The organism is Aestuariivivens insulae (assembly GCF_022662195.1).
In the GTDB taxonomy this organism is placed as follows: Bacteria; Bacteroidota; Bacteroidia; order Flavobacteriales; family Flavobacteriaceae; genus Aestuariivivens; species Aestuariivivens insulae.
The window spans coordinates 245,049-265,264 of sequence record NZ_JAKMCS010000003.1 but is presented as its reverse complement, the minus strand read 5'-3'; the positions used below and the strand labels follow the sequence as shown (position 1 = coordinate 265,264).

Here is a 20,216-nt window from a genome sequence, read left to right as displayed (position 1 = left end):
AACAGATGAAAAACTTAAAGATATTTTTTCTTTTTACGACAACATGGTTCTCATATTCTATGATAGCTCAAAACTTAGAATGGAATGAAATACACAATGGTGTTTGGCGAGCTAAAATAGGAGCCGAGCAACATATTAGTTTATTAAAGGCAGCAGAGGTTAAGCCAGATGTAAAGGCATTGGATAACCTTTCGGATGTAACATTTCCTTTAGATAAAGCCAAAATAAGTGCCGAAGTCATTAGCGGTAAAACTTATTTACGATTTCCTCTGGAAAAGGAAGAAGAACTTTATGGATTAGGATTAAATTTTAAGACACACAATCAGCGGGGAAGGATTTTAAATCTCCATGTTGACCATTATGGTAATGGTGACTCAGGTCGTACACATGCCCCGGTTCCTTTTTATGTGTCAACAAAGGGTTATGGTGTATTAATTGATGCTGCTAATTATTTAACGGTATATGCCGGTACAGGTGTGCGTGTCGAAGCCGATGAAAGGCCAGTATTAAGAAATCGAAATTCAGACCCCAAATGGGAGGCTCAGCCATATTCTGATGCAGTTGAAATATTAGTGCCGGCTAATGGAACGGAAGTGTATGTTTTTGGAGGCAACTCCATGCTAGAAGTCGTGCAGCGCTATAATCTGTTTTCAGGAGGAGGCTATTTACCGCCAAAATGGGGACTGGGTTTTACACAGCGTGTTCCAACCTTATTTTCGGCAAAGGATATTTTAAACGAAGTGGCCGATTTTGAGCATCATAATTTTCCTTTGGACTTTATTGGAGTGGAGCCCGGATGGCAATCTATGGCTTATCCCTGTACTTTTGAATGGGAGAAAACACGTTTTCCAGACCCTGAAAAATTCATCAGTACATTGCTAGATAAAGGGATACGAGCTAACTTATGGTTAAATCCTTACGTGTCTCCCGTAGGCAGTCTATATCCAAAGGTTAAGCCTTTATCGGGATCGCATACCGTATGGAATGGAGTTGTACCAGATTTAACTCTAGATAAAACAAGACATTTATTTAAAGAACACTTTTATAAAAACCATTTGGATATTGGGGTTAGTGGCTATAAAATTGATGAGGTAGATGGTTTCGATCAATGGTTATGGCCAGATGTAGCCACATTTCCTTCAGGAACAACAGCAGAAGAAATGCGGCAAGTATATGGGCTTTTAGTGCAGAATATGACAGCCAAATGGTTTAAGGAGATGAACCGGCGTACCTATAGTTTGGTTAGGGCTTCCAATGCAGGGGCCAGCAGCTTCCCATATGTGATCTATGACGATTATTACAGCCATAAAGATTTTATAACAGCCTTAATAAATAGTAGCTTTATTGGGGTGCTATGGACTCCCGAGGTGCGTGCCTCAAAGAGTGCCGAAGAATGGTTAAGGCGTATGCAAACAGTTTGCTTTTCGCCAATGGCCATGTTAAATGCTTGGGCAGATGGGACTAAACCCTGGTCATTCCCCGAAGTAGAAGCGCAAGTACGTGATGTGGCACAATTACGCATGCGTTTATTACCTTACATGTATACCTCTTTCGCCCGATATCGTTTTGAAGGAATACCACCATTTCGGGCCATGCAATTGTTGGAAGGATTTGTGTTTAAGACCGAAAAGATAGAGGGGAAACTGGATGGAACCGATAATCCCTATGCAGGACATAAAACCAAAGAGGTACGTTACCAATACATGATGGGAGATGCTATTTTGGTAGCGCCTATGTTTGTAGGTGAAACGTCCCGAGAAGTAGTGCTCCCCAAAGACAAATGGTATGATTTTTATACTGGAGCATTTGTAGGGGAAGAAGAAATAATCACCATTGAACCGGGATTGGACAAGATTCCTCTTTTTGTAAAAAATGGGAGTATTATTCCTATGACAGAAGCTAGAAATAGGGCGCCGAAGACAGATGAAAAACTGGATTTGACTATTCGGCATTATGGCGATAAAGAAGGACAGTTTACTTTGTATGATGACGATGGCCTGAGCTTTGATTTTGAGAACGGACAATTTTCTCAAGTTGAGATTAAAGTGGTTAGAGACAGATCTGGACACTTTATAGGAAGTATCTCCAAACCGGAAAGAGGTAAGCCCTATGGTTATAATAGAAAAGTCGCGTGGGAGTTTATGACTCAAAAATGACAACATCCAATAATGCATGAACTAGATTGTTAGGTATGAATAGGGAGTCCTATATACTATATAATGAAGAGATGGATTATATTTTGTTAGATGAACATGATAAGTAATCTTATAAGGCTTAAACAAAAGACTATTTCATAATCAAGTACCAATATTAATATACATATGAAAAAAATAATTCTGGGGTTGGTTTGTTCCCTGTCAATTACAAGCTTTACTTATGCTAAAATATGGTTGCCTTCCATTTTATCAAACAATATGGTATTGCAACAACAAAGTGAAGCTACTATATGGGGTTGGACAACCAATGCGGCCGAAACAATTACAGTAACAGCTTCGTGGCATAGTGAACCTTTTACAACAAAAGCTTATCAGGGCGTATGGTCTTTAAAGTTACCAACACCTAAAGCTGGTGGACCATACACCATTACCATTACAGGACATGAAGTATTGGAGCTAAAAAATGTGCTGATAGGAGAAGTTTGGTTTTGTTCTGGGCAGTCCAATATGGAATGGTCGCCTTTAAAGGGATTGGTTAATGCCGAGCAGGAAATAAAAGCAGCAAATTATCCTAAAATAAGGTTGTTTTCCGTAAACAAAAAAAAGTCGGAATATAAACAAGATGACGCAGAAGGGGTTTGGGAGTTCTGCAGGCCAGAAACCATGAAGAACTTTAGTTCTGTTGCTTATTTTTTTGGGCGAAAATTGCATAATGAATTAGATGTTCCAATAGGTTTGGTTAATTCCAGTTGGGGAGGAACACCTATTGAAACCTGGATAGATAAAGCACAAATTGAAGCACATCCAGACTTGAAAGCGGCGTCTCAAAAAATTAAAGACTATGTTTGGTGGCCTCGAGATCCTGGAGTAACCTATAATAGCATGGTGCATCCGTTTACCAATTTTGATATAGCAGGATGCTTATGGTATCAAGGGGAATCTAACAGGCAAAATGCTAAATCCTATTATAAATCGCTGCCACTTATGATAGAAACCTGGAGAAATGCATGGGGTAAGGGACTTCCGTTCTATTTTGTGCAAATAGCACCATTTGCATATAATGATTTTAAAGACGATGTGCCATTGGTAAGAGATGCACAGTTACAGACCATGATAACCGTAAAAAATACGGGAATGGTCGTAACAAATGATATTGGAAATCTAAAAAATATCCATCCAACAAATAAACAGGAAGTGGGTAAACGGTTGGCACTTTGGGCCTTGGCCAAAACCTATGGGGTTAAACATGTAGTATATAGTGGCCCTATATACAAGCAAATGGAAATCAAGAGAAATAAAGCGATTATTTATTTTGACCATGCCGAAGGCGGATTGAACTCAAAAGGAGAAGAACTAAAGGCTTTTTATATTGCAGGGGCAGATAAGGAATTTCATCCAGCGAAAGCAAAAATTATAGGGAACGTTGTAGAGGTGTATGCAAAGAAGGTTAAGTATCCAGTGGCTGTTCGGTTTGCGTTTTCAGACGATGCATTGCCAAATTTATTCAATGCTTCGGGATTGCCAGCTTCAGCATTTAAAACCGACACTTGGATAGAATAAGATTTAATCTAGATAAAATTATGAGTAAACATTTTATTTTATTGGCGCTTTTTTTAGCTCTTTTCAGTTGTAAAGACAACGAGCTAATAAAGATTGCCTGTGTGGGTGATAGTATTACTTTTGGTTCGGGCATTGCAAATCGTGAAATGAATGCCTACCCTAAGCAATTGCAGGCCCTGCTTGGAGAACATTATCAGGTTAAAAATTTTGGGGTTAGTGGCAATACACTTTTAAAGAAAGGAGATCGTCCTTACTGGAATTCAGATGCTTATCAAGAAGCTTTAGCGTTTAATCCTGATGTTGTTTTTATTAAATTGGGAACAAACGATTCCAAGCAACAAAATAGGGTGTATTTAGAAACCGATTTTGAAACCGATTATAAAGCACTCATACAATCGTTTAAGGAAAGGAATAGTAACGTACGTGTGGTATTATTGCTTCCAATACCTTCTTTTTTAAAGGATTCTACAAGCATTTGGGATCCTGTTATAAAAAACAAAATTATTCCGTTAACACAAAAGGTGGCCTATGAAACCAATAGCGAGCTTATAGATTTATATCAGTTGTTTATTGATAGTCCTAATCTTTTGCCAGATACAATACACCCTTCTTCATTGGGGGCAACACGTATAGCGAGACGTATTTATGAAGCAGTAACACAAGATATTTCAGATCATTTTAATATCACTTTAGATCGGTTCGTAGATAAACAGGTACAGAATTTCCATGGATACAGACAAACCAACTTTAAATGGAATGGAATTGATTGTAAAATAGTTGAACCTAAATTCGTGACCGAGGAACGTCCTTGGGTAATGAGAGCCAGGTTTTGGGGACATGAACCCCAAACCGATATAGCCCTTTTAGAAAGAGGTTTCCATATTGCGTATTGCGACGTAGCCAATTTATATGGTGCGCCAGAAGCGGTGTCGCGATGGGATGCGTTTTATGAATTTATGACAACCAACGGATTTTCAAAGAAGGTCATTTTGGAAGGCATGAGCCGTGGCGGACTAATGGTCTATAACTGGGCTGAAAAGAACCCAGAAAAGGTAGCCTGCATATATGCAGATGCGCCAGTTCTAGAGGTCAAAAGCTGGCCTAAGGGAGATGGTATTTATAAAGGAAGCCCAGAAGATTGGGAGCAATTAAAACAGGTTTATGGTTTAGTGTCGGATAGTTTGGTTGCGACATTTCAGGGCGATCCCATTCATAAAACAAAATCAATAGCTTCGGCAGGAATACCCATGCTTCATGTTTGTGGGTTAACCGATAGTATTGTGCCAGCCGATGAAAATACCGAGCCATTTGTAAGAGCAATACAACACTATGGCGGACAGGTAGAAGCCATATATAAAGAGAATAATGGGCACCATCCACACAGTTTAAAAAACCCAACGCCTATAGTTGATTTTATATTAAGAGCTACCAATAGAAAAATAAATTTTGCGGTATTGCCGGCACCAGGATCTGAATACCGTTCGGGAGCTGGTTGGAAAAAAAGTAAGGGTTGGTGGTCCCAAATGAAGGATATCGATTCTTTATGCCAAGCTACAAAGGATATTGATCTGTTACTGATAGGAAATTCCATAACCCAGGGCTGGGGAGGTAACCGTACTTTTACAACCCATAAACCGGGCCAGGCTGCAGCCGATAATTATTTTAAAGATTTGAAATGGATTTCGGCCGGGATATCTGGCGATAGAACAGAACATGTGCTTTGGCGGATTAAAAACGGCCATTACAATTATGCATCTCCAAAACTGGTGGTGTTAACCATTGGTGTCAATAATTTTCCTTTTAATACAGCCCAGGAAATTAGTGCAGGCATAATAAAGGTTGTCGCATTGACCAAAGCAACATTTCCCAAGTCTAAATTATTATTATTGGGACCACTTCCCACAGGATTGGACAAAAATTCAGATAGACGAAAAAAATATAATGACATTCATGAATCCATTCAATATTTAGGAGATGAACCATCGGTATATTATTATAATTTGGAGCAGTTTTTTTCTGATGATAATGGAAACTTGAAAGAACAATGCTATAGTGGCGATGGTATCCATTTAAAATCTGGTGGCTATAGCGTTTGGGGGCAATTTATTAGAGAGAGGTACGACGAATTAATCAAATAAAAAAACCTCAATCTAATAATAATTAGTTGAGGTTTTAGTCTGTACTCAAGGTGGGAATCGAACCCACACTTCCGAAGAAACTGGATTTTGAATCCAGCGCGTCTACCAATTCCGCCACTTGAGCTTAGTAAGGTGCAAATTTAACTTTTATCTCGAATTAAACGAAGCTTTTCTTTGCCTATTCCAGATTTCCAATATATTTCTCTTTTTCTGGCTTCGTGTCTTTCAACGTCTAGGGCTTCAGAATACATTAATTCTAAAGGTCTGTTAGCCTTGGTAGTTTTTTCTCTACCTTGATTATGTCTTTCAACTCTAGCCTCAAGATTTGTGGTCATTCCAACATAAATATAATTTCGTTTTAAACTTGAGATAGCATAAATATAAAACATAATCAGAACTTTTCAAGAAGCGCGCCTGCCTGTCGGCAGACAGGTCTACCAATTCCGCCACTTGAGCATTTCGGACAGCAAAAATATATATTTTTCTGGAAATAATCATAAAAATAGCATTCAATATACTTTTTAGGTTAAAATAAATGTATAAATTTGCACCTCGTTAAAAATAATGCGTCTTTGTGCGCTTAAAAACAAGAAGTTAACTATGCCAATTGTAATTACGGAAGCAAAAATTTTTGCATGTACACAAAGTAAAGTTCTAGGAGAGAAAATAGCTAAAGCTTTTGGAACAGAACTGGGCAATGTTATTACTTCTAAGTATAGTGATGGTGAGTTTCAGCCATCTTACGAAGAGTCTATAAGGGGGACACGTATTTTTATTATCGGTTCAACCAACCCAGGGCCAGAAAATTTAATGGAAATGTTGTTAATGATCGATGCTGCCAAACGAGCTTCAGCGAGACATATTACAGCAGTATTACCTTATTTTGGTTGGGCAAGACAAGATAGAAAAGATAAACCAAGAGTGCCAATTGCGGCTAAATTGGTGGCTAAAATGCTAGAGTCTGCAGGGGCAACTCGCATCATTACAATGGATTTACATGCCGATCAAATACAAGGATTCTTTGAAAAACCTGTAGATCACCTGTTTGCCTCTACTATTTTCTTACCTTATTTAAAGAGTTTAAACCTAGATAATTTAACTATAGCTTCTCCAGATATGGGAGGGTCTAAAAGAGCTTATGCATACTCAAAGGCACTTGAAAGTGATGTTGTAATTTGTTATAAGCAACGGGCTAAAGCCAATGTGATATCCCATATGGAATTGATTGGAGATGTAACAGGAAAGAATGTAGTCTTGGTAGACGATATGGTAGATACAGCAGGGACCTTGACCAAAGCGGCAGATTTAATGATGGAGCGCGGTGCTTTAAGTGTTAGGGCTATTTGTACACATCCTATATTATCTGGTAAGGCTTATGAAAATTTAGAAAATTCTAAACTGGAAGAGCTTATCGTAACAGACTCTATTCCTTTATCACAAGAAAGTGATAAAATTAAGGTGTTAAGCTGTGCCGATCTGTTTGCCGATGTCATGCATCGTGTACATGAGAACAGTTCCATTAGCTCTAAATTTATAATGTAGCTTCGACGTGCTCAGCTACCAAAATAGTATAATTTAAATTAATATATAAACAAAAATGAAATCAATTACAATCAACGGATCTCAAAGAGAAAGCGTGGGCAAAAAATCAACAAAAGCCTTACGTAATGCTGGTCAGGTTCCTTGCGTATTATACGGAGGAGATAAGCCAGTGCATTTCTCTGCACCAGAATTAGCTTTCTCTAAACTTGTATACACGCCTAATGCGCATACAGTTGTGATTGCTTTAGAAAGCGGAGAAACTTTTAATGCCATTTTACAGGACATTCAGTTTCACCCTGTAACCGATAGAATCTTACATATAGATTTCTATCAGTTGTTCGAAGACAAAGAAATAACCATGGATATTCCAGTACAATTTGTTGGAAACTCAAGAGGTGTTAAAAATGGTGGTGTTTTACGTAAAAATAAGCGTAGCTTAAGAGTAAAAGCCTTACCTGCTAACTTGCCAGATTTTATCGAGGCAGATATTACGCCGCTTAGAATAGGTAGTAAATTATACATCACTACTTTAGAAAACGATGCCTATAGGTTTATGCATCCAGATAATACAGTAGTTTGTCTAGTAAGACGTTCTAGAGCTTCTATGGATGTTGAAGACGAAGATGATGAAGAAGAAGAAACAACAGAAGCAACTGCAGCTGAAGCTCCAGCAGCAGAAGCAGCACAAGAATAGAAAGCTGTTTTAGTAAATAATAGAAAGCATCCTAATTTATTCGGGATGCTTTTTTATTTTTACACAAATTGAGACAAACAATGTTTAGGTTGATTAAGAATTTGTTTGAAAAGAAAACCAAATCTTTTATAGTTGAAGAAGGAAACCCTATGAAGAAATTTTTAATTGTTGGTTTAGGAAATATAGGTGAGAAATATGCAAATACACGCCATAATATTGGGTTTAAAATCCTGGACCATTTTGCAAAGGAAGAGCAATTAACCTTTGAGGCTCAAAAGCTGGGCGATATAACCACTTATAAGCTAAAAGGGAGGACCTTTATATTTCTAAAGCCAAGTACTTACATGAACTTAAGCGGAAAGTCGGTACTATATTGGTTAACAAAAGAAAAAATTCCATTGGAAAACCTGCTGGTTATTACAGACGACCTAAACTTGCCTTTTGGGAGTATACGACTCAAAACCAAGGGGAGCGATGGTGGTCATAATGGGTTGAAAGATCTTCAGGATAAACTTAATACCACCAAATACAATCGCTTTAGATTTGGTATAAGCGATACTTTTAGCAAGGGCAGGCAGGTTGATTATGTATTGGGTGAATGGAGTGTCGAAGAAACCGAAAAACTACCCGAACGTCTAGATAAATCTATTGCACTTATAAAATCATTTGCATTATCTGGAGTTAATAATACGATGAATGTGTTTAATGGGAAGTAAATAAGCCCTCTTAATCTATAACAATTTTTTTGGTAGATTGCCGATTGCCATCATTCACATTTAAAATATATATCCCCGTTTGCGCATTTTTAAGGCTTATGGTTTCGTTAAAATCACCTGAACCCTTGTAGCTATTATTGTAAATTTGTCGACCTCTAATATCAAAAACTTCCACCTTAATTAGATTAGATAGGGAACCTTTAAGAGTGATAGTAAACTCGCCTTTGTTTGGGTTAGGAAATATTTTTAGACTGGATATGTTGTTAAATGCTGGATTATCTAATGTTAAGCTTGTAGTGCAAAGCTCTATGTACCAAGAATTTAATGTTCCTGTGTCTCCATCTGCTAAATCAATAATGCCCAAGGTCCAATTTCCAGAAGGGTTTTCTCCATTAAAGTTATTTAAGGCATCGCCTGTTGGTTTATAAACTTCATTGTTTTCTGTGTAGGCACAATCAATTTGGGTTGAGGAATCGTCAAATTTAACCATTAGGCTTCCTGTAGAACAAAATGATTGAGTGGTTAAGTTTATTTGGGTCGATTCGGGGCTTACTAAAGCTATTTGTAAGTCTCCTTTATAGGTATGTGTAATATTGACTCCTACATTCAAATCGGTTATAGTTGAAGATTCGCTTACACTAATGGTACTGGTCTCAAAACTGTTGCCATTGTCGGGAATAGAAATAGGTAGATTTGTTCCGCCGCTGTATTGATTACAAGTTTCAGTTATGGTGTATCCAATAGAAAAATTTTCTTCGTTAATAGAAAAAAATATGTTCTGGGAAGGATCTGCTTCAATCATAATTCTGCAATATGGAGCTGCAACGCCTGAAGGAAAAGTGATGTCAGCATTACCATCATTATTAGTTGTAGTTAATATTGTAGGATATGTTAATCCGCCATCAATAGATAGTCTTATGTTAACCATAGATGTATTGATAGGGCTTAAATTAGTGTCGGCTACATTCCAAGTTATGGTTTGGGTGCTGCCCACAGGATAGCTGATGTAAGCATTTTGTGAAGTGACTTTGAAAGGGCCATTGGCATCAATAACTGTTATGGTCATTTCGTCATTGTCGGTCTGTCCGTAGTTGTTGTCTTTTCCATTATCCCTTACCGTTAATTGGAAATTTAAACTTCTGGGTACAGACGCTAATTTTTCCCAAGTTGTAGAACCATTAGAAAATCTAAGGTCTTTAAGATTAGGAATATATCTTACTGGATCTGAAGTTGGTTCAAAAGACCTTACGAGAGGGCCTGTAGTATTATTTTCTGAAATACTACCTTGAGATGTTGCTAAGTCAAATTGTTCCCATGTATAGGTATGTGTGCCTGTACCGTCAATATCTGTTGAAGATCCTGTAAGTTTATAAGGTGTTGATACTGGTATAGTATAATCTATTCCTGCGTTAGCTGTTGGAGCTGTATTCCCCGATGAGGCTTCTGTGTCACAATTACTGCTATTGCCACTGCTTATGTTAGCCCAAATCATTTGAAGACTTTTTTGGTGGAAATAATCGTCGCCATTAAGCTGTACGTTATCTGGAGCACATAAACCAGCATAAGACATAATAGTACTGCCACTTCCGGGTTCATAGGCATTTGTAGAGGACCATTCTGTTGCGGAACATCCGCCACTATTGCTTGACCAGGTATGCGGAGCTCCAAATTGATGCCCCATTTCATGGGCAACAAATTCGACATCAAACACATCGCCAACAGGAGCAGATAACCCAGTAACACCTTTAGCTTTGCTTCCTGACACACATGGTGAATTGAGGCTGGCTATACCTCCGCCTCCTGTACTAAACACATGGCCTATGTCATAATTCACAGAGCCTATTGCGTTATCTATAATGGTTTGGTTTTCGCTTAGCATAGTTTGCCCATTATCATTGGTATACCCGTCGGGTTCTGCTATAAAGATGATATTGGTATTGTCTACCATTTGCATGGTGAGGGATATTTCGCGTTCAAATATCCCATTTACCCGATTCATGGTAACCATCATAGCTGCTTTTACCGCATTTTTCTTTTCGGTATCTGTTCCTCCCGATACACCGGCTGCATCAATATGATATGTAGAATACTCAACTGTTGAAGCTAGTGCCAAGTCATATGTTCGTAAAATACCATCATTTGCATTTCTTGTCGAGTTTGATTTTGAGGATGAAGTATTTTTAAAATGTCCTAAATCATCAATATACTTGCAGTAAAAAGGGGGGGGTAAATTAACTAAGTCACTTTTATTATAAGATATATAATATTTGTTGTCGAGGCCAGCGGGATCTATTAGTTGAAGGCCTTTTTCTGATGACAATGTCATAGCGTGTAATCCAAAAGGGGTAATGCTGAATCTTATTTTATTCCCATTATTAGTTACGCTGGTGCCAACATAAGTTCTTAATTCTGGATGTTTTTTTTGAAAATCAGGTTTAAATAATGGTGCTTCATTAATTCTAAATGCTTCTAAGGTACCTTCACTGTTAGGAAAACTTATTATGATATCAGATGTTGTGTTATTGTTTCTTAGAGGGGCGTCTTTCAAAAGGGTTTTCAAGCTTTCAATGTCTAATTGATAGTAAGAAGCTCTATTCTGTTTTACATCTTTATTAGGAAGTTTTCCATTAAAAGCTTTTTCTTGAGAGGTTTTAGTCCATATTGTTTTTCCGTTTTGAGTATAAAGGGTGCTTGAAAAAAATAACAGTATTAAAAGAAAAACTATAGTAAAGTTAGAGAAAGCCTTTTTCATGAGACAAAAGTTTAAGGGACATAAAAATAACGTCTAAATTTGTTAATGGCAAAAATTAATATATAACATTATCTAAATTAATATATTTTTGAATATGAGATATTTAAGTGTGGTTGTCTTGATTGTTGCTCTTTTGTCATGTAAAACGAAAGAGCATATTAATAAAAAAAAGACTAATGAAGTTACTGTTAATTGGTGTCCAGATAATGGAAGGTGTTCTTTTGAAGTTTTTTCAAACAAAGAATTATTAATTAAGTACGACGAGTTCAATGAACTTTATTCAAGTATTGTTGATGGCAAAAATATTGTTCTAAAGATTGAATATGTAAGAAATGAAATGCCTAATACAGTAGATGGAGGGTTAAGGGAGCAAGTTTTTTTAGAAGTAAATCCAAAGACAATTAAAGAGGAGGCAAAAGATTCGAAAAGCATTAAGATAATATATGCTAGGTGGTGTTATTGTAAAGGACAGGCGGGATATTTTAGACCAAGTAACAAAGAGGTTTACTTTAAAAAAGTTAACAATGAAAGATATGAGTTAAATTTAGATTTCAAAATGAAAGAAATTCCACAATCAATTTCACATATTGTTCAAGTTTTTAATTTGCCTTAATACTAGTGGTAATTTGTTTTAAACCATGTCAACAATTATTTTCAAGCTACCAAATATTAACCTTTTTCTTGGTCTTTATATTGCCATCACTTATAGAGAGAACATACATTCCAGACTTTACATTTTTTAAATCAATAGCTTCCCTAAAGTTTACTGTTTTTGGGTAGGTTTTATGCAAAACAATACGGCCTCTTGTGTCACTAGCTATAATAACAATGTCTTGCTTGGATTTAGAAGTGAAAGCAACGGTAAATTCGCCTTCATTGGGGTTTGGGAATACTTTAATGCCTTCAACTTCATCACCAAGATTGGGATTTGTTATGCTAGTGGTTTGGGTGCATATTTCCATCCCCCAGGAATTTAATTTACCATCGTCTACAGAGGCCTGGTCGGCAACAGAAATACGCCAATTTCCCTTTGCGTTTAATCCATTAAAGACTTCTAATAAGCTTGCTGGAGCATAAGTGTTATTAGCGGAGGTATTATTGCAATTGATGTTATCTGCCCAATCTTCAAAATTTATAATAATATTATCCTCGGAATAACAATTTCTGTTCCATATTTTCGACAAAGTTGTTCCGTTGGGATGGGTAATTGTAATAACAAGGTCGTCAACATAGGAATGGGTAATATCTGTGCTAACTTTAACATGGCTAATAATGCCATCATCTGGCACATTAATGGTATGGTTTGTCACGGTGGTTTCGTTAATGTCCAAATTTAAGTTAGCAGGGGAACTATAAGCTTCTGGACAGGTTGTGTCTATGCTGTAATTAATGGCGAAGGCTTCATTGTTAATGGCATAAAAAATATTGTCTACGGCTTCCACTTTAATCCTGCAAAAAGGAGCCGATACTTTGGGGACTACAATCTCCTCTGTGCCATCATTAGGGGTGTTGCCAGCGAGGGTTATAGGGTAGGTTAATCCGCCATCTGTAGACAATAAAATGTTTACATGCGAGGTGTTTATAGGGCTACTATCGGTGTTGGCCTTGTCCCAGGTGATGGTTTCCAATGTATTTGGTGTCCATTCTATGCCGTCAATAGTTTGGGAAGATACAGTAAAAGGCCCAGCAGAATTATTAACGGTAATGGTCATTGTGTCAAAGCTCGATTGTCCATTGGACATAACTGTGGCAGGACTTTTGTCACGAACGGTAAATGCCCAATTAAGGGTTCGGTTAACTGTAGAAACCGATTCCCAAGAGCTTCCTATGCCAGGATTCGATTCGGTAAGTTTACCGTTTAGTACACTTTTTATATTGGGGATGTATCTGAATGGAGATGTGGTTGGAGCTAAGGATCGGTTTAAGGAACCATTGGCCAATGTAGCATTGAAATTGGCGCTGGTAACCACACCATCGTCTATCTGTTCCCAACAATAGGTATGGTTGTCGTTGCCATCGGCGTCTGTAGCACTACCTTTTAATACATAGGCCGTTCCGCTAGGGATAATGTAATCGGGTCCTGCATTGGCAAGAGGTGGATTATTGCTAATGGCTTGGTTTGTTTGACAATTCTTAGTACTTAGGTTTTCCAAAATTTGTTTAATGCTGTAAAAATGAAAATAAGCATCACTATTTAATTGGACATCATCATTCTCGGTAATACCAGCATAGGCCATAATGGTGCTTCCGCTACCAGGTTCAGCGTTCACTCCAGTACCTTCACTTTCATAGGACCATGTATGGTTGGCTCCCATTTGATGCCCTATTTCATGTGCTACAAAATTAAGGTCGAAAGTATCCCCTTCCGGGACATCATTAGCAGGAGAAGTAAAGGCGCTACCTTTATTCTTGTCGGTAGTAGACGAAGTGTCGTTAGTACAAACACAGCCAATACAGCCTGCATTTCCCCCGCCGCCACTGGCTCCAAACAAATGACCAATATCATAAGCTGCATTACGTTCGGCCAGTGAATTGCCCAAAGCACTTGTCGTGGACAGTTCATTTTGCAATTGTAGGCTCCATCCATTTAAATTATTAGAGTTATCATCATTAGCTCCAATATCGGCATCGGAATATGGATCGGTAGCGGCATCGGTATAAATTAAGCCATCGTTATTGGCAATAAGCTCAAAAGTTACGGCCATGTCGGTCTCAAATATTTGATTGACCCTTGTTAATGTCGCATTGATGGCTGCTAAGGCATCTGCAACTGTGCCTCCGTGGTATGCCGTATATTCACCAGTAACAGAAGTGGCAATTCTAAATTTGCGAAGCGTTTGGTCGTTAGCACCCCCTTCATTAGTTCCCTTTGCACTGTTATTCGGTTTATTATTTATGGCGTCATTTATGGCGTCAATGGTTTTACATTTAAATAGGGATGTAGAACGGTATTTGCTACCTCTGTCATATAACATATATTGCTCGGATCCTTTAGAAATAGGTTGCATAAACAAAGTAGGTTTATCGGGATAAGAGATCATGGTTTGAATTCCCTGGGGTGAAACACTCATGCGTATTTGCGTATTGGGGTCGTTTAGCGCAGTGCCTGCATACGATTTAATATTAGGGTATTTAGCTGCCAGTTCAGGAGCAAAAACGGAAGCTTCATGAATTTTAAATGACTCCAGTATGCCATTTGGCCCAGGAAGACTAATAATAGTGTTGCTTTTATTATTGCTGCTTTTCTTTAAGGAAGCAGAGGCTAAATTTTTAGCGAGTAAATTTGCATCAAGTTCAAAGAAATGAACGTTGTTTTTGTCGAGATGAAACTTAGATAAGTTTTGAGGGTTTTTAATGCTTTCAATACGTTTCCATAAAGAATCTTGGGCAGATACTGAAAAGACAAACAAAAACATTGTCATTGACAAAACATAATGTAGTTTTGTTTTCATAAAAAAAATTTAGGGCAAATTCATTAAATACCGAATTAACAAAGCTAACTTTTTTTAATTAATTAGACAATATAACTCGTTGGATGAGAGAGGTAAAAGATATTAAGGCCTATAAGTCGGAAGAACCAACCGTTGTAACCATAGGTACATTCGATGGTGTTCATATTGGCCACCAAAAAATTATTTCACGCTTAATAAACACCGCCAAAAAAGAAGGATTGAAGTCGGTTATACTTACTTTTTTTCCGCACCCAAGAATGGTATTGCAAAAGGATGCCAATATAAAGTTAATCAATACTATAGATGAGCGTTATGCTATTTTGGAATCGTTAGGGCTGGACTATTTGTTTATAAAAAAGTTTACCCCCGAATTTTCCCGTATTGGAGCGGAAGATTTTGTTAAGGAACTGCTAGTAGATAAATTGCATGCCAAAAAGGTTATTATTGGTTACGACCATAGGTTTGGGAGAAACAGGAATGCCAATATAGACGATTTAAGGCGTTTTGGAGATCAGTACGGTTTTGAAGTTGAAGAGATTTCTGCCCAAGACATTGATGAGGTAGCCGTAAGTTCCACTAAAATTAGAAGAGCATTAAGTGAAGGTGATATCGCAAAGGCTAATGCTTATTTGGGATATCATTTTGTGATTGTTGGTACAGTAACCAAAGGTAAAGGTTTGGGTAAACAATTAGGGTTTCCCACAGCTAATGTTAATATAGAAGAAGATTATAAGTTAATTCCAAGACAGGGGGCCTATATTGTGAGCTCGGTAATTGATGACGATTTGGTTTATGGTATGATGAATATAGGGGTTAACCCTACTGTTGATGGTAAAAACCTGTCTATTGAAGTACATTTTATAAATTTCAATAAAGATTTATACGGAAAGCAGATCAAGATAGAATTATTGGAACGTTTGCGGGATGAACAAAAGTTTGAATCTGTCGATTTACTAAAAGCCCAATTAAAAAAAGATGAAATGGCAGTAAGAAGTTATGTTTTAAGTACAGATAATAACTAAAGAAAAATTTCTTTACGCTTACGAATTCATTAAATTTGTCGCTTAAATTTTCAAGACATGTTACAGGTCCCATTTATTAGAGAAAACAAAGATTTGGTTATTGAAGGACTGGCAAAACGTAATATTGACGCTGCCGATATAGTAGACCAGGTTATTGCCCTAGATGAAGAGCGAAGAAGCATCCAGGCCGAATTGGATAATACCTTAGCAGAATCTAATAGTATTTCGAAGGAAATAGGACTGTTGTACAAAGCTGGAGAAGTAGAAAAGGCCAATGCTTTAAAGGCGAAAACAGGAGAGTTAAAAGAGTCGTCTAAAATACTTAATGAAACCTTAAACAATAAAGTAACCGAATTAAATGAGTTGCTTTATAAAATACCCAATGTACCAAACCGTTTGGTGCCAGCTGGAAATACCGAAGAAGATAACGAAGAGGTGTATCGCGAAGGCGACATACCTACATTATTTGATGGCGCATTACCACATTGGGAATTGGCCAAGAAGTACGATATTATAGATTTCGAACTCGGAAATAAAATTACCGGAGCCGGATTTCCGGTTTATAAAGGTAAAGGAGCACGACTTCAACGTGCTTTAATAGCCTATTTTTTAGATAAAAATACCGAGGCCGGTTATACCGAATACCAATTGCCACATTTGGTTAATGAAGCCTCTGGTTTTGGTACAGGACAGTTGCCAGATAAAGAAGGACAAATGTACCATGTAACGGCAGATAACTTATACTTAATCCCTACAGCAGAGGTGCCGGGAACCAATATCTTTAGGGATGTACTACTAAACGAAAGCGACTTACCTATTGGTATTACAGGTTATACGCCCTGCTTTCGTCGTGAAGCAGGAAGCTATGGCGCCCATGTAAGGGGATTGAATCGATTGCACCAATTTGATAAAGTTGAAATTTTACGTGTAGAGCATCCTACCAAATCCTATGAAGCATTAGATGGTATGGTGAACCATGTAAAAACCATTTTGCAGGAATTAAAATTACCATATCGCATTTTAAGGCTTTGTGGAGGGGATTTAGGATTTACATCGGCATTAACTTACGATTTCGAAGTCTTCTCAACAGCACAGGACAAATGGTTGGAAATCTCATCGGTGTCTAACTTTGAAACCTTTCAGGCCAATCGTTTAAAGTTGCGTTTTAAAAACAATATTGGTAAGAATGAACTTGCTCATACCCTTAATGGAAGTTCATTGGCCTTGCCTAGGGTGTTGGCAGGTATTTTGGAAAATTATCAAACAAAAGACGGTATAGAGATTCCCGAAGTGCTTAAACCATATACAGGTTTCAGTATTATAAAATAGTAGGTCTTTACTTTCAAATTGAGATAATGTTAATAGAAATAATCGGCAAAATGCATTTTTATATGTTTTTTTGCATTTTTCTTTGTTAATCTTTTGATTTTCATTAGAAATTTCCCAAGTTAGCATACCAAATCTTAAATTAACCTACCATGAAGAATGTTAAACGCATTATTTTGCTTATTGCACTTGTATTTTTCGTAAGTAAAGTTTTGTTTTCAGATTTTGAACTTGTAAAGTCTGAAAATAAAATTGCTGCTATTATCGGTAAATAACACAGGGATTATTTAATTAAGAATTATTGTCCCCAATCGAGTAATTATATCGTTTTTTAACTAACGGTAGTTAATAGGCAAATTTATTTTGGTTGGTTGGTGCCCGAATTTTTATTCGGGCACTTTTTTTATGTTAATATTAGCAATGTGGCCAACCCACATTTGTTATATTTACAGTATGAGATTCATTTTTATCATATGTTTTCTTTATACCATTGCAGGGGTGGCACAAAATGATGCTATTGCCAAAGACTATTATAGTAAAGGCGAATTTGAAAAAGCATTAGTTGAGTATAAAAGACTTTACGCACAGTCACCATCCAATATTAACTATATCAATAAAATAGTAAGTACACATCAGCAATTAGAACAATATGATGATGCCGAAACCTTTTTGCTAAAAATAATGGAACGCATTAATTATCCGGCATTTTTTGTTGAGTTAGGATATAATTTTCAGCTGAAAAATGACTTGGATAAAGCGAATAGTTATTACAATAAGGCACTAGCAAGTATAGAAGAAAACCCTAACCATGTGTTTGGCATTGCCAGAATGTTCCAATCGCATACGCTTTTAGACCAGGCTATTGAAGCTTATAATAAAGCCACGTTAATAAAGCCGGAATTTAATTTCGATTTACAGTTGGCACAACTTTATGGTGAGCAGGGTAACGTTGAAAAAATGTTTACCAGTTATATCGATTTTATTGCAGCAAACCCCATTGCCCTAACCAATATAAAACGGGCAATAAACGATTTTATAACTGAAGATAGTACCAACGAAAATAATATACTCTTCAGAAAGATTCTACTCAAAAACATTCAGGAAGAACCAAATTTATTATGGAATAAATTACTGAGTTGGCTTTTTATACAGCAGCGGGATTTCAAAAAGGCATTTGCCCAAGAGAAGGCTATTTTTAATCGTGAAGCCGAAAGCTTATCAGGATTGGAACAATTAGCACATATAGCATTAAATGATGGCCAGGACACTATTGCTTTGGAGGTGTTTACGTTTATAATTAACACCGCACAGGATATTGACACCCAATTAAGAGCCCATCGTAATATCATGCTTATAAAAACAAAACTGGCCAATAAAGAAGATTATAAAACTATTAATGAGCAATACCTTAACATTTTTGAACAATATGGAAAGTTGCCCCAAACACTGGACATACAAATCTCGTATGCCCATTTTTTGGCATTTAATATGGATAGCCCAGAGCAAGCGACCCAATTTTTGGAAATGGCTTTAGAGTTGCCACTAGCTCCATTGCAAAAAGCACAGGTTAAATTGGAATTAGGGGATATTTTATTGCTTCAGGAAAAGTTCAATAAGGCGCTCATCTATTTTTCACAAATCCAACGGAATTTAAAGAACAGTACCATTTCACAAGAAGCACGCTTTAAAGTGGCTAAGGCCAGTTATTATAAAGGTGATTTTAAATGGGCAGAAGCACAGCTCAAAATTTTAAAATCATCAACCTCACAACTTATCGCCAACGATGCGTTGGATTTAAAGTTACTTATTTCAGATAATAAATATGAAGATTCCACCCAAACCGCTTTAAAGCTATATGCCAAGGCCGATTTGTTAGCCTTTCAAAATAAAAACGAGGCTGCCATTGCATTGCTCGATAAAATTTTAAAGGAACACAAAACAGAGCCTATTGTCGCCCAAGCCCTGTATAAGCAAGGGCAGTTATTTGAAGGCCAATTACAGTTCGAAAAAGCCATGACCAATTACGAATTGGTAGTAGCCAATTACCGCGATGGTATTTTAATAGACGATGCCCTGTACAGGCTGGCCAATATTTACATAAAACAATTTAACGACAAAGAGAAGGCTAAGGCCCTGTTGGAACAAATTATTTTTAATCATGCCGATAGCATTTATTTTGTAGAGGCTAGAAAACTATATAGGAGCTTGCGTGGTGATGTAATAAATTAAATGATGGCTATAGCAGAAACATCACGATTAGTGCTTTCTAAAATAACATTAAAAGATGCCTCCTTTTTTGTTGAATTGATGAACACGCCAGGCTTTTTGAAATTTGTGGGAGACAGAAATATAAAAACTACAAAGGATGCCAAATCGCATTTAAGGAACAGATTTTTAAAAAGCTATAAAGAACACGGTTTTGGATATTATAAAATAACATTAAAAGAGCAGCCCAATGCTCCTATTGGTGTTGTGGGACTATTAAAACGAGAGGTTTTAGAATACCCCGATGTTGGCTTTTCCTTGATCCCGCAGCATGAAAAACAAGGATATGCCTACGAAGCTTCGGTGGCGGTTTTAAAATTGGCCAAAGATAAATTTAACCTTAAAACAATAACAGCCATTACAAATCCAAATAATGATAAATCCATTAAATTATTGGAAAAATTAGGGTTAACTTTCGAAAAAAGGGTAAATCCTTTTGATGAAGCCGAAGAACTCTTGTTGTTTTCAAAAGTTTTATAACAAGACATGATTTGTATAGAAAACCTTCAGATAGGCGTTAATTAGTTTTTGAATATATTAAAAACACTGGGTTTTGACACTTATGACGTAAATATGACACTCTAAAGACGCAA

The 20,216-nt window shown here is 37.0% G+C and carries 15 protein-coding genes and 1 tRNA gene; 12 read left to right on the top strand and 4 right to left on the bottom strand.

Annotated elements, in window-relative coordinates:
- Nucleotides 1–5: 5 nt before the first annotated feature.
- The 3 genes from MR062_RS05445 (at nt 6) to MR062_RS05435 (ending at nt 5,854) form a co-directional block, all read left to right on the top strand.
- On the top strand, nt 6–2,156 hold the full coding sequence (locus MR062_RS05445) for a glycoside hydrolase family 31 protein (RefSeq protein WP_242203076.1): 2,151 nt from the start codon (nt 6–8) through the stop codon (nt 2,154–2,156).
- Nucleotides 2,157–2,321: 165 nt separating this feature from the next.
- Nucleotides 2,322–3,716 (top strand): sialate O-acetylesterase, encoded by a 1,395-nt coding sequence (locus MR062_RS05440; protein WP_242203075.1) that lies wholly within the window; start codon nt 2,322–2,324, stop codon nt 3,714–3,716.
- Between the two features lie 20 nt (nt 3,717–3,736).
- The gene (locus tag MR062_RS05435) at nt 3,737–5,854 is read left to right on the top strand and encodes a GDSL-type esterase/lipase family protein (RefSeq protein ID WP_242203074.1); all 2,118 of its coding nucleotides are present in this window, start codon (nt 3,737–3,739) and stop codon (nt 5,852–5,854) included.
- 42 nt (nt 5,855–5,896) lie between these two features.
- Here the strand turns inward: MR062_RS05435 and MR062_RS05430 are convergent.
- Nucleotides 5,897–5,978: transfer RNA gene (locus tag MR062_RS05430), tRNA-Leu, on the bottom strand.
- Between the two features lie 16 nt (nt 5,979–5,994).
- Nucleotides 5,995–6,189: a GIY-YIG nuclease family protein gene (locus MR062_RS05425; RefSeq protein WP_242203073.1), complete on the bottom strand. Its 195-nt coding sequence runs from the start codon at nt 6,187–6,189 to the stop codon at nt 5,995–5,997.
- Between the two features lie 265 nt (nt 6,190–6,454).
- Between MR062_RS05425 and MR062_RS05420 the strand changes: the two genes are divergently transcribed.
- The 3 genes from MR062_RS05420 to pth all read left to right on the top strand — a co-directional run bounded on the left by MR062_RS05420 (nt 6,455) and on the right by pth (nt 8,806).
- Complete coding sequence (locus tag MR062_RS05420; protein ID WP_242203072.1) at nt 6,455–7,396, top strand: ribose-phosphate pyrophosphokinase; 942 nt, start codon at nt 6,455–6,457, stop codon at nt 7,394–7,396.
- 55 nt (nt 7,397–7,451) lie between these two features.
- Nucleotides 7,452–8,090: a 50S ribosomal protein L25/general stress protein Ctc gene (locus tag MR062_RS05415; protein WP_242203071.1), complete on the top strand. Its 639-nt coding sequence runs from the start codon at nt 7,452–7,454 to the stop codon at nt 8,088–8,090.
- Between the two features lie 149 nt (nt 8,091–8,239).
- Entirely contained in the window at nt 8,240–8,806 is a 567-nt protein-coding gene (pth, locus tag MR062_RS05410; protein ID WP_242203070.1) for an aminoacyl-tRNA hydrolase, read from the top strand.
- Between the two features lie 10 nt (nt 8,807–8,816).
- Here the strand turns inward: pth and MR062_RS05405 are convergent, their stop codons facing one another.
- Nucleotides 8,817–11,558 carry a zinc-dependent metalloprotease gene (locus MR062_RS05405; RefSeq protein WP_242203069.1) on the bottom strand — a complete coding sequence of 914 codons (2,742 nt, stop codon included), beginning with the start codon at nt 11,556–11,558 and terminating at the stop codon, nt 8,817–8,819.
- Between the two features lie 94 nt (nt 11,559–11,652).
- On the opposite strand from MR062_RS05405, the gene MR062_RS05400 reads away from it, so the two are divergent.
- Nucleotides 11,653–12,171, top strand: a complete 519-nt coding sequence (locus MR062_RS05400) for a hypothetical protein (protein ID WP_242203068.1) — start codon at nt 11,653–11,655, stop codon at nt 12,169–12,171.
- A 46-nt stretch (nt 12,172–12,217) separates the two neighbouring features.
- Here MR062_RS05400 and MR062_RS05395 read toward each other — a convergent pair whose 3' ends face one another.
- Nucleotides 12,218–15,010: a reprolysin-like metallopeptidase gene (locus tag MR062_RS05395; protein ID WP_242203067.1), complete on the bottom strand. Its 2,793-nt coding sequence runs from the start codon at nt 15,008–15,010 to the stop codon at nt 12,218–12,220.
- Nucleotides 15,011–15,093: 83 nt separating this feature from the next.
- Here MR062_RS05395 and MR062_RS05390 point away from each other — a divergent pair, with 83 nt between their 5' ends.
- The 5 genes from MR062_RS05390 (at nt 15,094) to MR062_RS05375 (ending at nt 20,103) form a co-directional block, all read left to right on the top strand.
- Nucleotides 15,094–16,032: a bifunctional riboflavin kinase/FAD synthetase gene (locus tag MR062_RS05390; RefSeq protein WP_242203066.1), complete on the top strand. Its 939-nt coding sequence runs from the start codon at nt 15,094–15,096 to the stop codon at nt 16,030–16,032.
- Nucleotides 16,033–16,089: 57 nt separating this feature from the next.
- Nucleotides 16,090–17,361 (top strand): serine--tRNA ligase, encoded by a 1,272-nt coding sequence (gene serS / locus MR062_RS05385; RefSeq protein ID WP_242203065.1) that lies wholly within the window; start codon nt 16,090–16,092, stop codon nt 17,359–17,361.
- 149 nt (nt 17,362–17,510) lie between these two features.
- A complete protein-coding gene (locus MR062_RS17630) occupies nt 17,511–17,633 on the top strand; it encodes a hypothetical protein (RefSeq protein WP_262916818.1) in 123 nt (40 codons plus the stop codon).
- A 178-nt stretch (nt 17,634–17,811) separates the two neighbouring features.
- Nucleotides 17,812–19,587 (top strand): tetratricopeptide repeat protein, encoded by a 1,776-nt coding sequence (locus MR062_RS05380; protein ID WP_242203064.1) that lies wholly within the window; start codon nt 17,812–17,814, stop codon nt 19,585–19,587.
- Nucleotides 19,588–20,103, top strand: coding sequence for a GNAT family N-acetyltransferase (locus MR062_RS05375; RefSeq protein WP_242203063.1), 516 nt, complete (start codon nt 19,588–19,590; stop codon nt 20,101–20,103).
- Nucleotides 20,104–20,216: the final 113 nt, after the last annotated feature.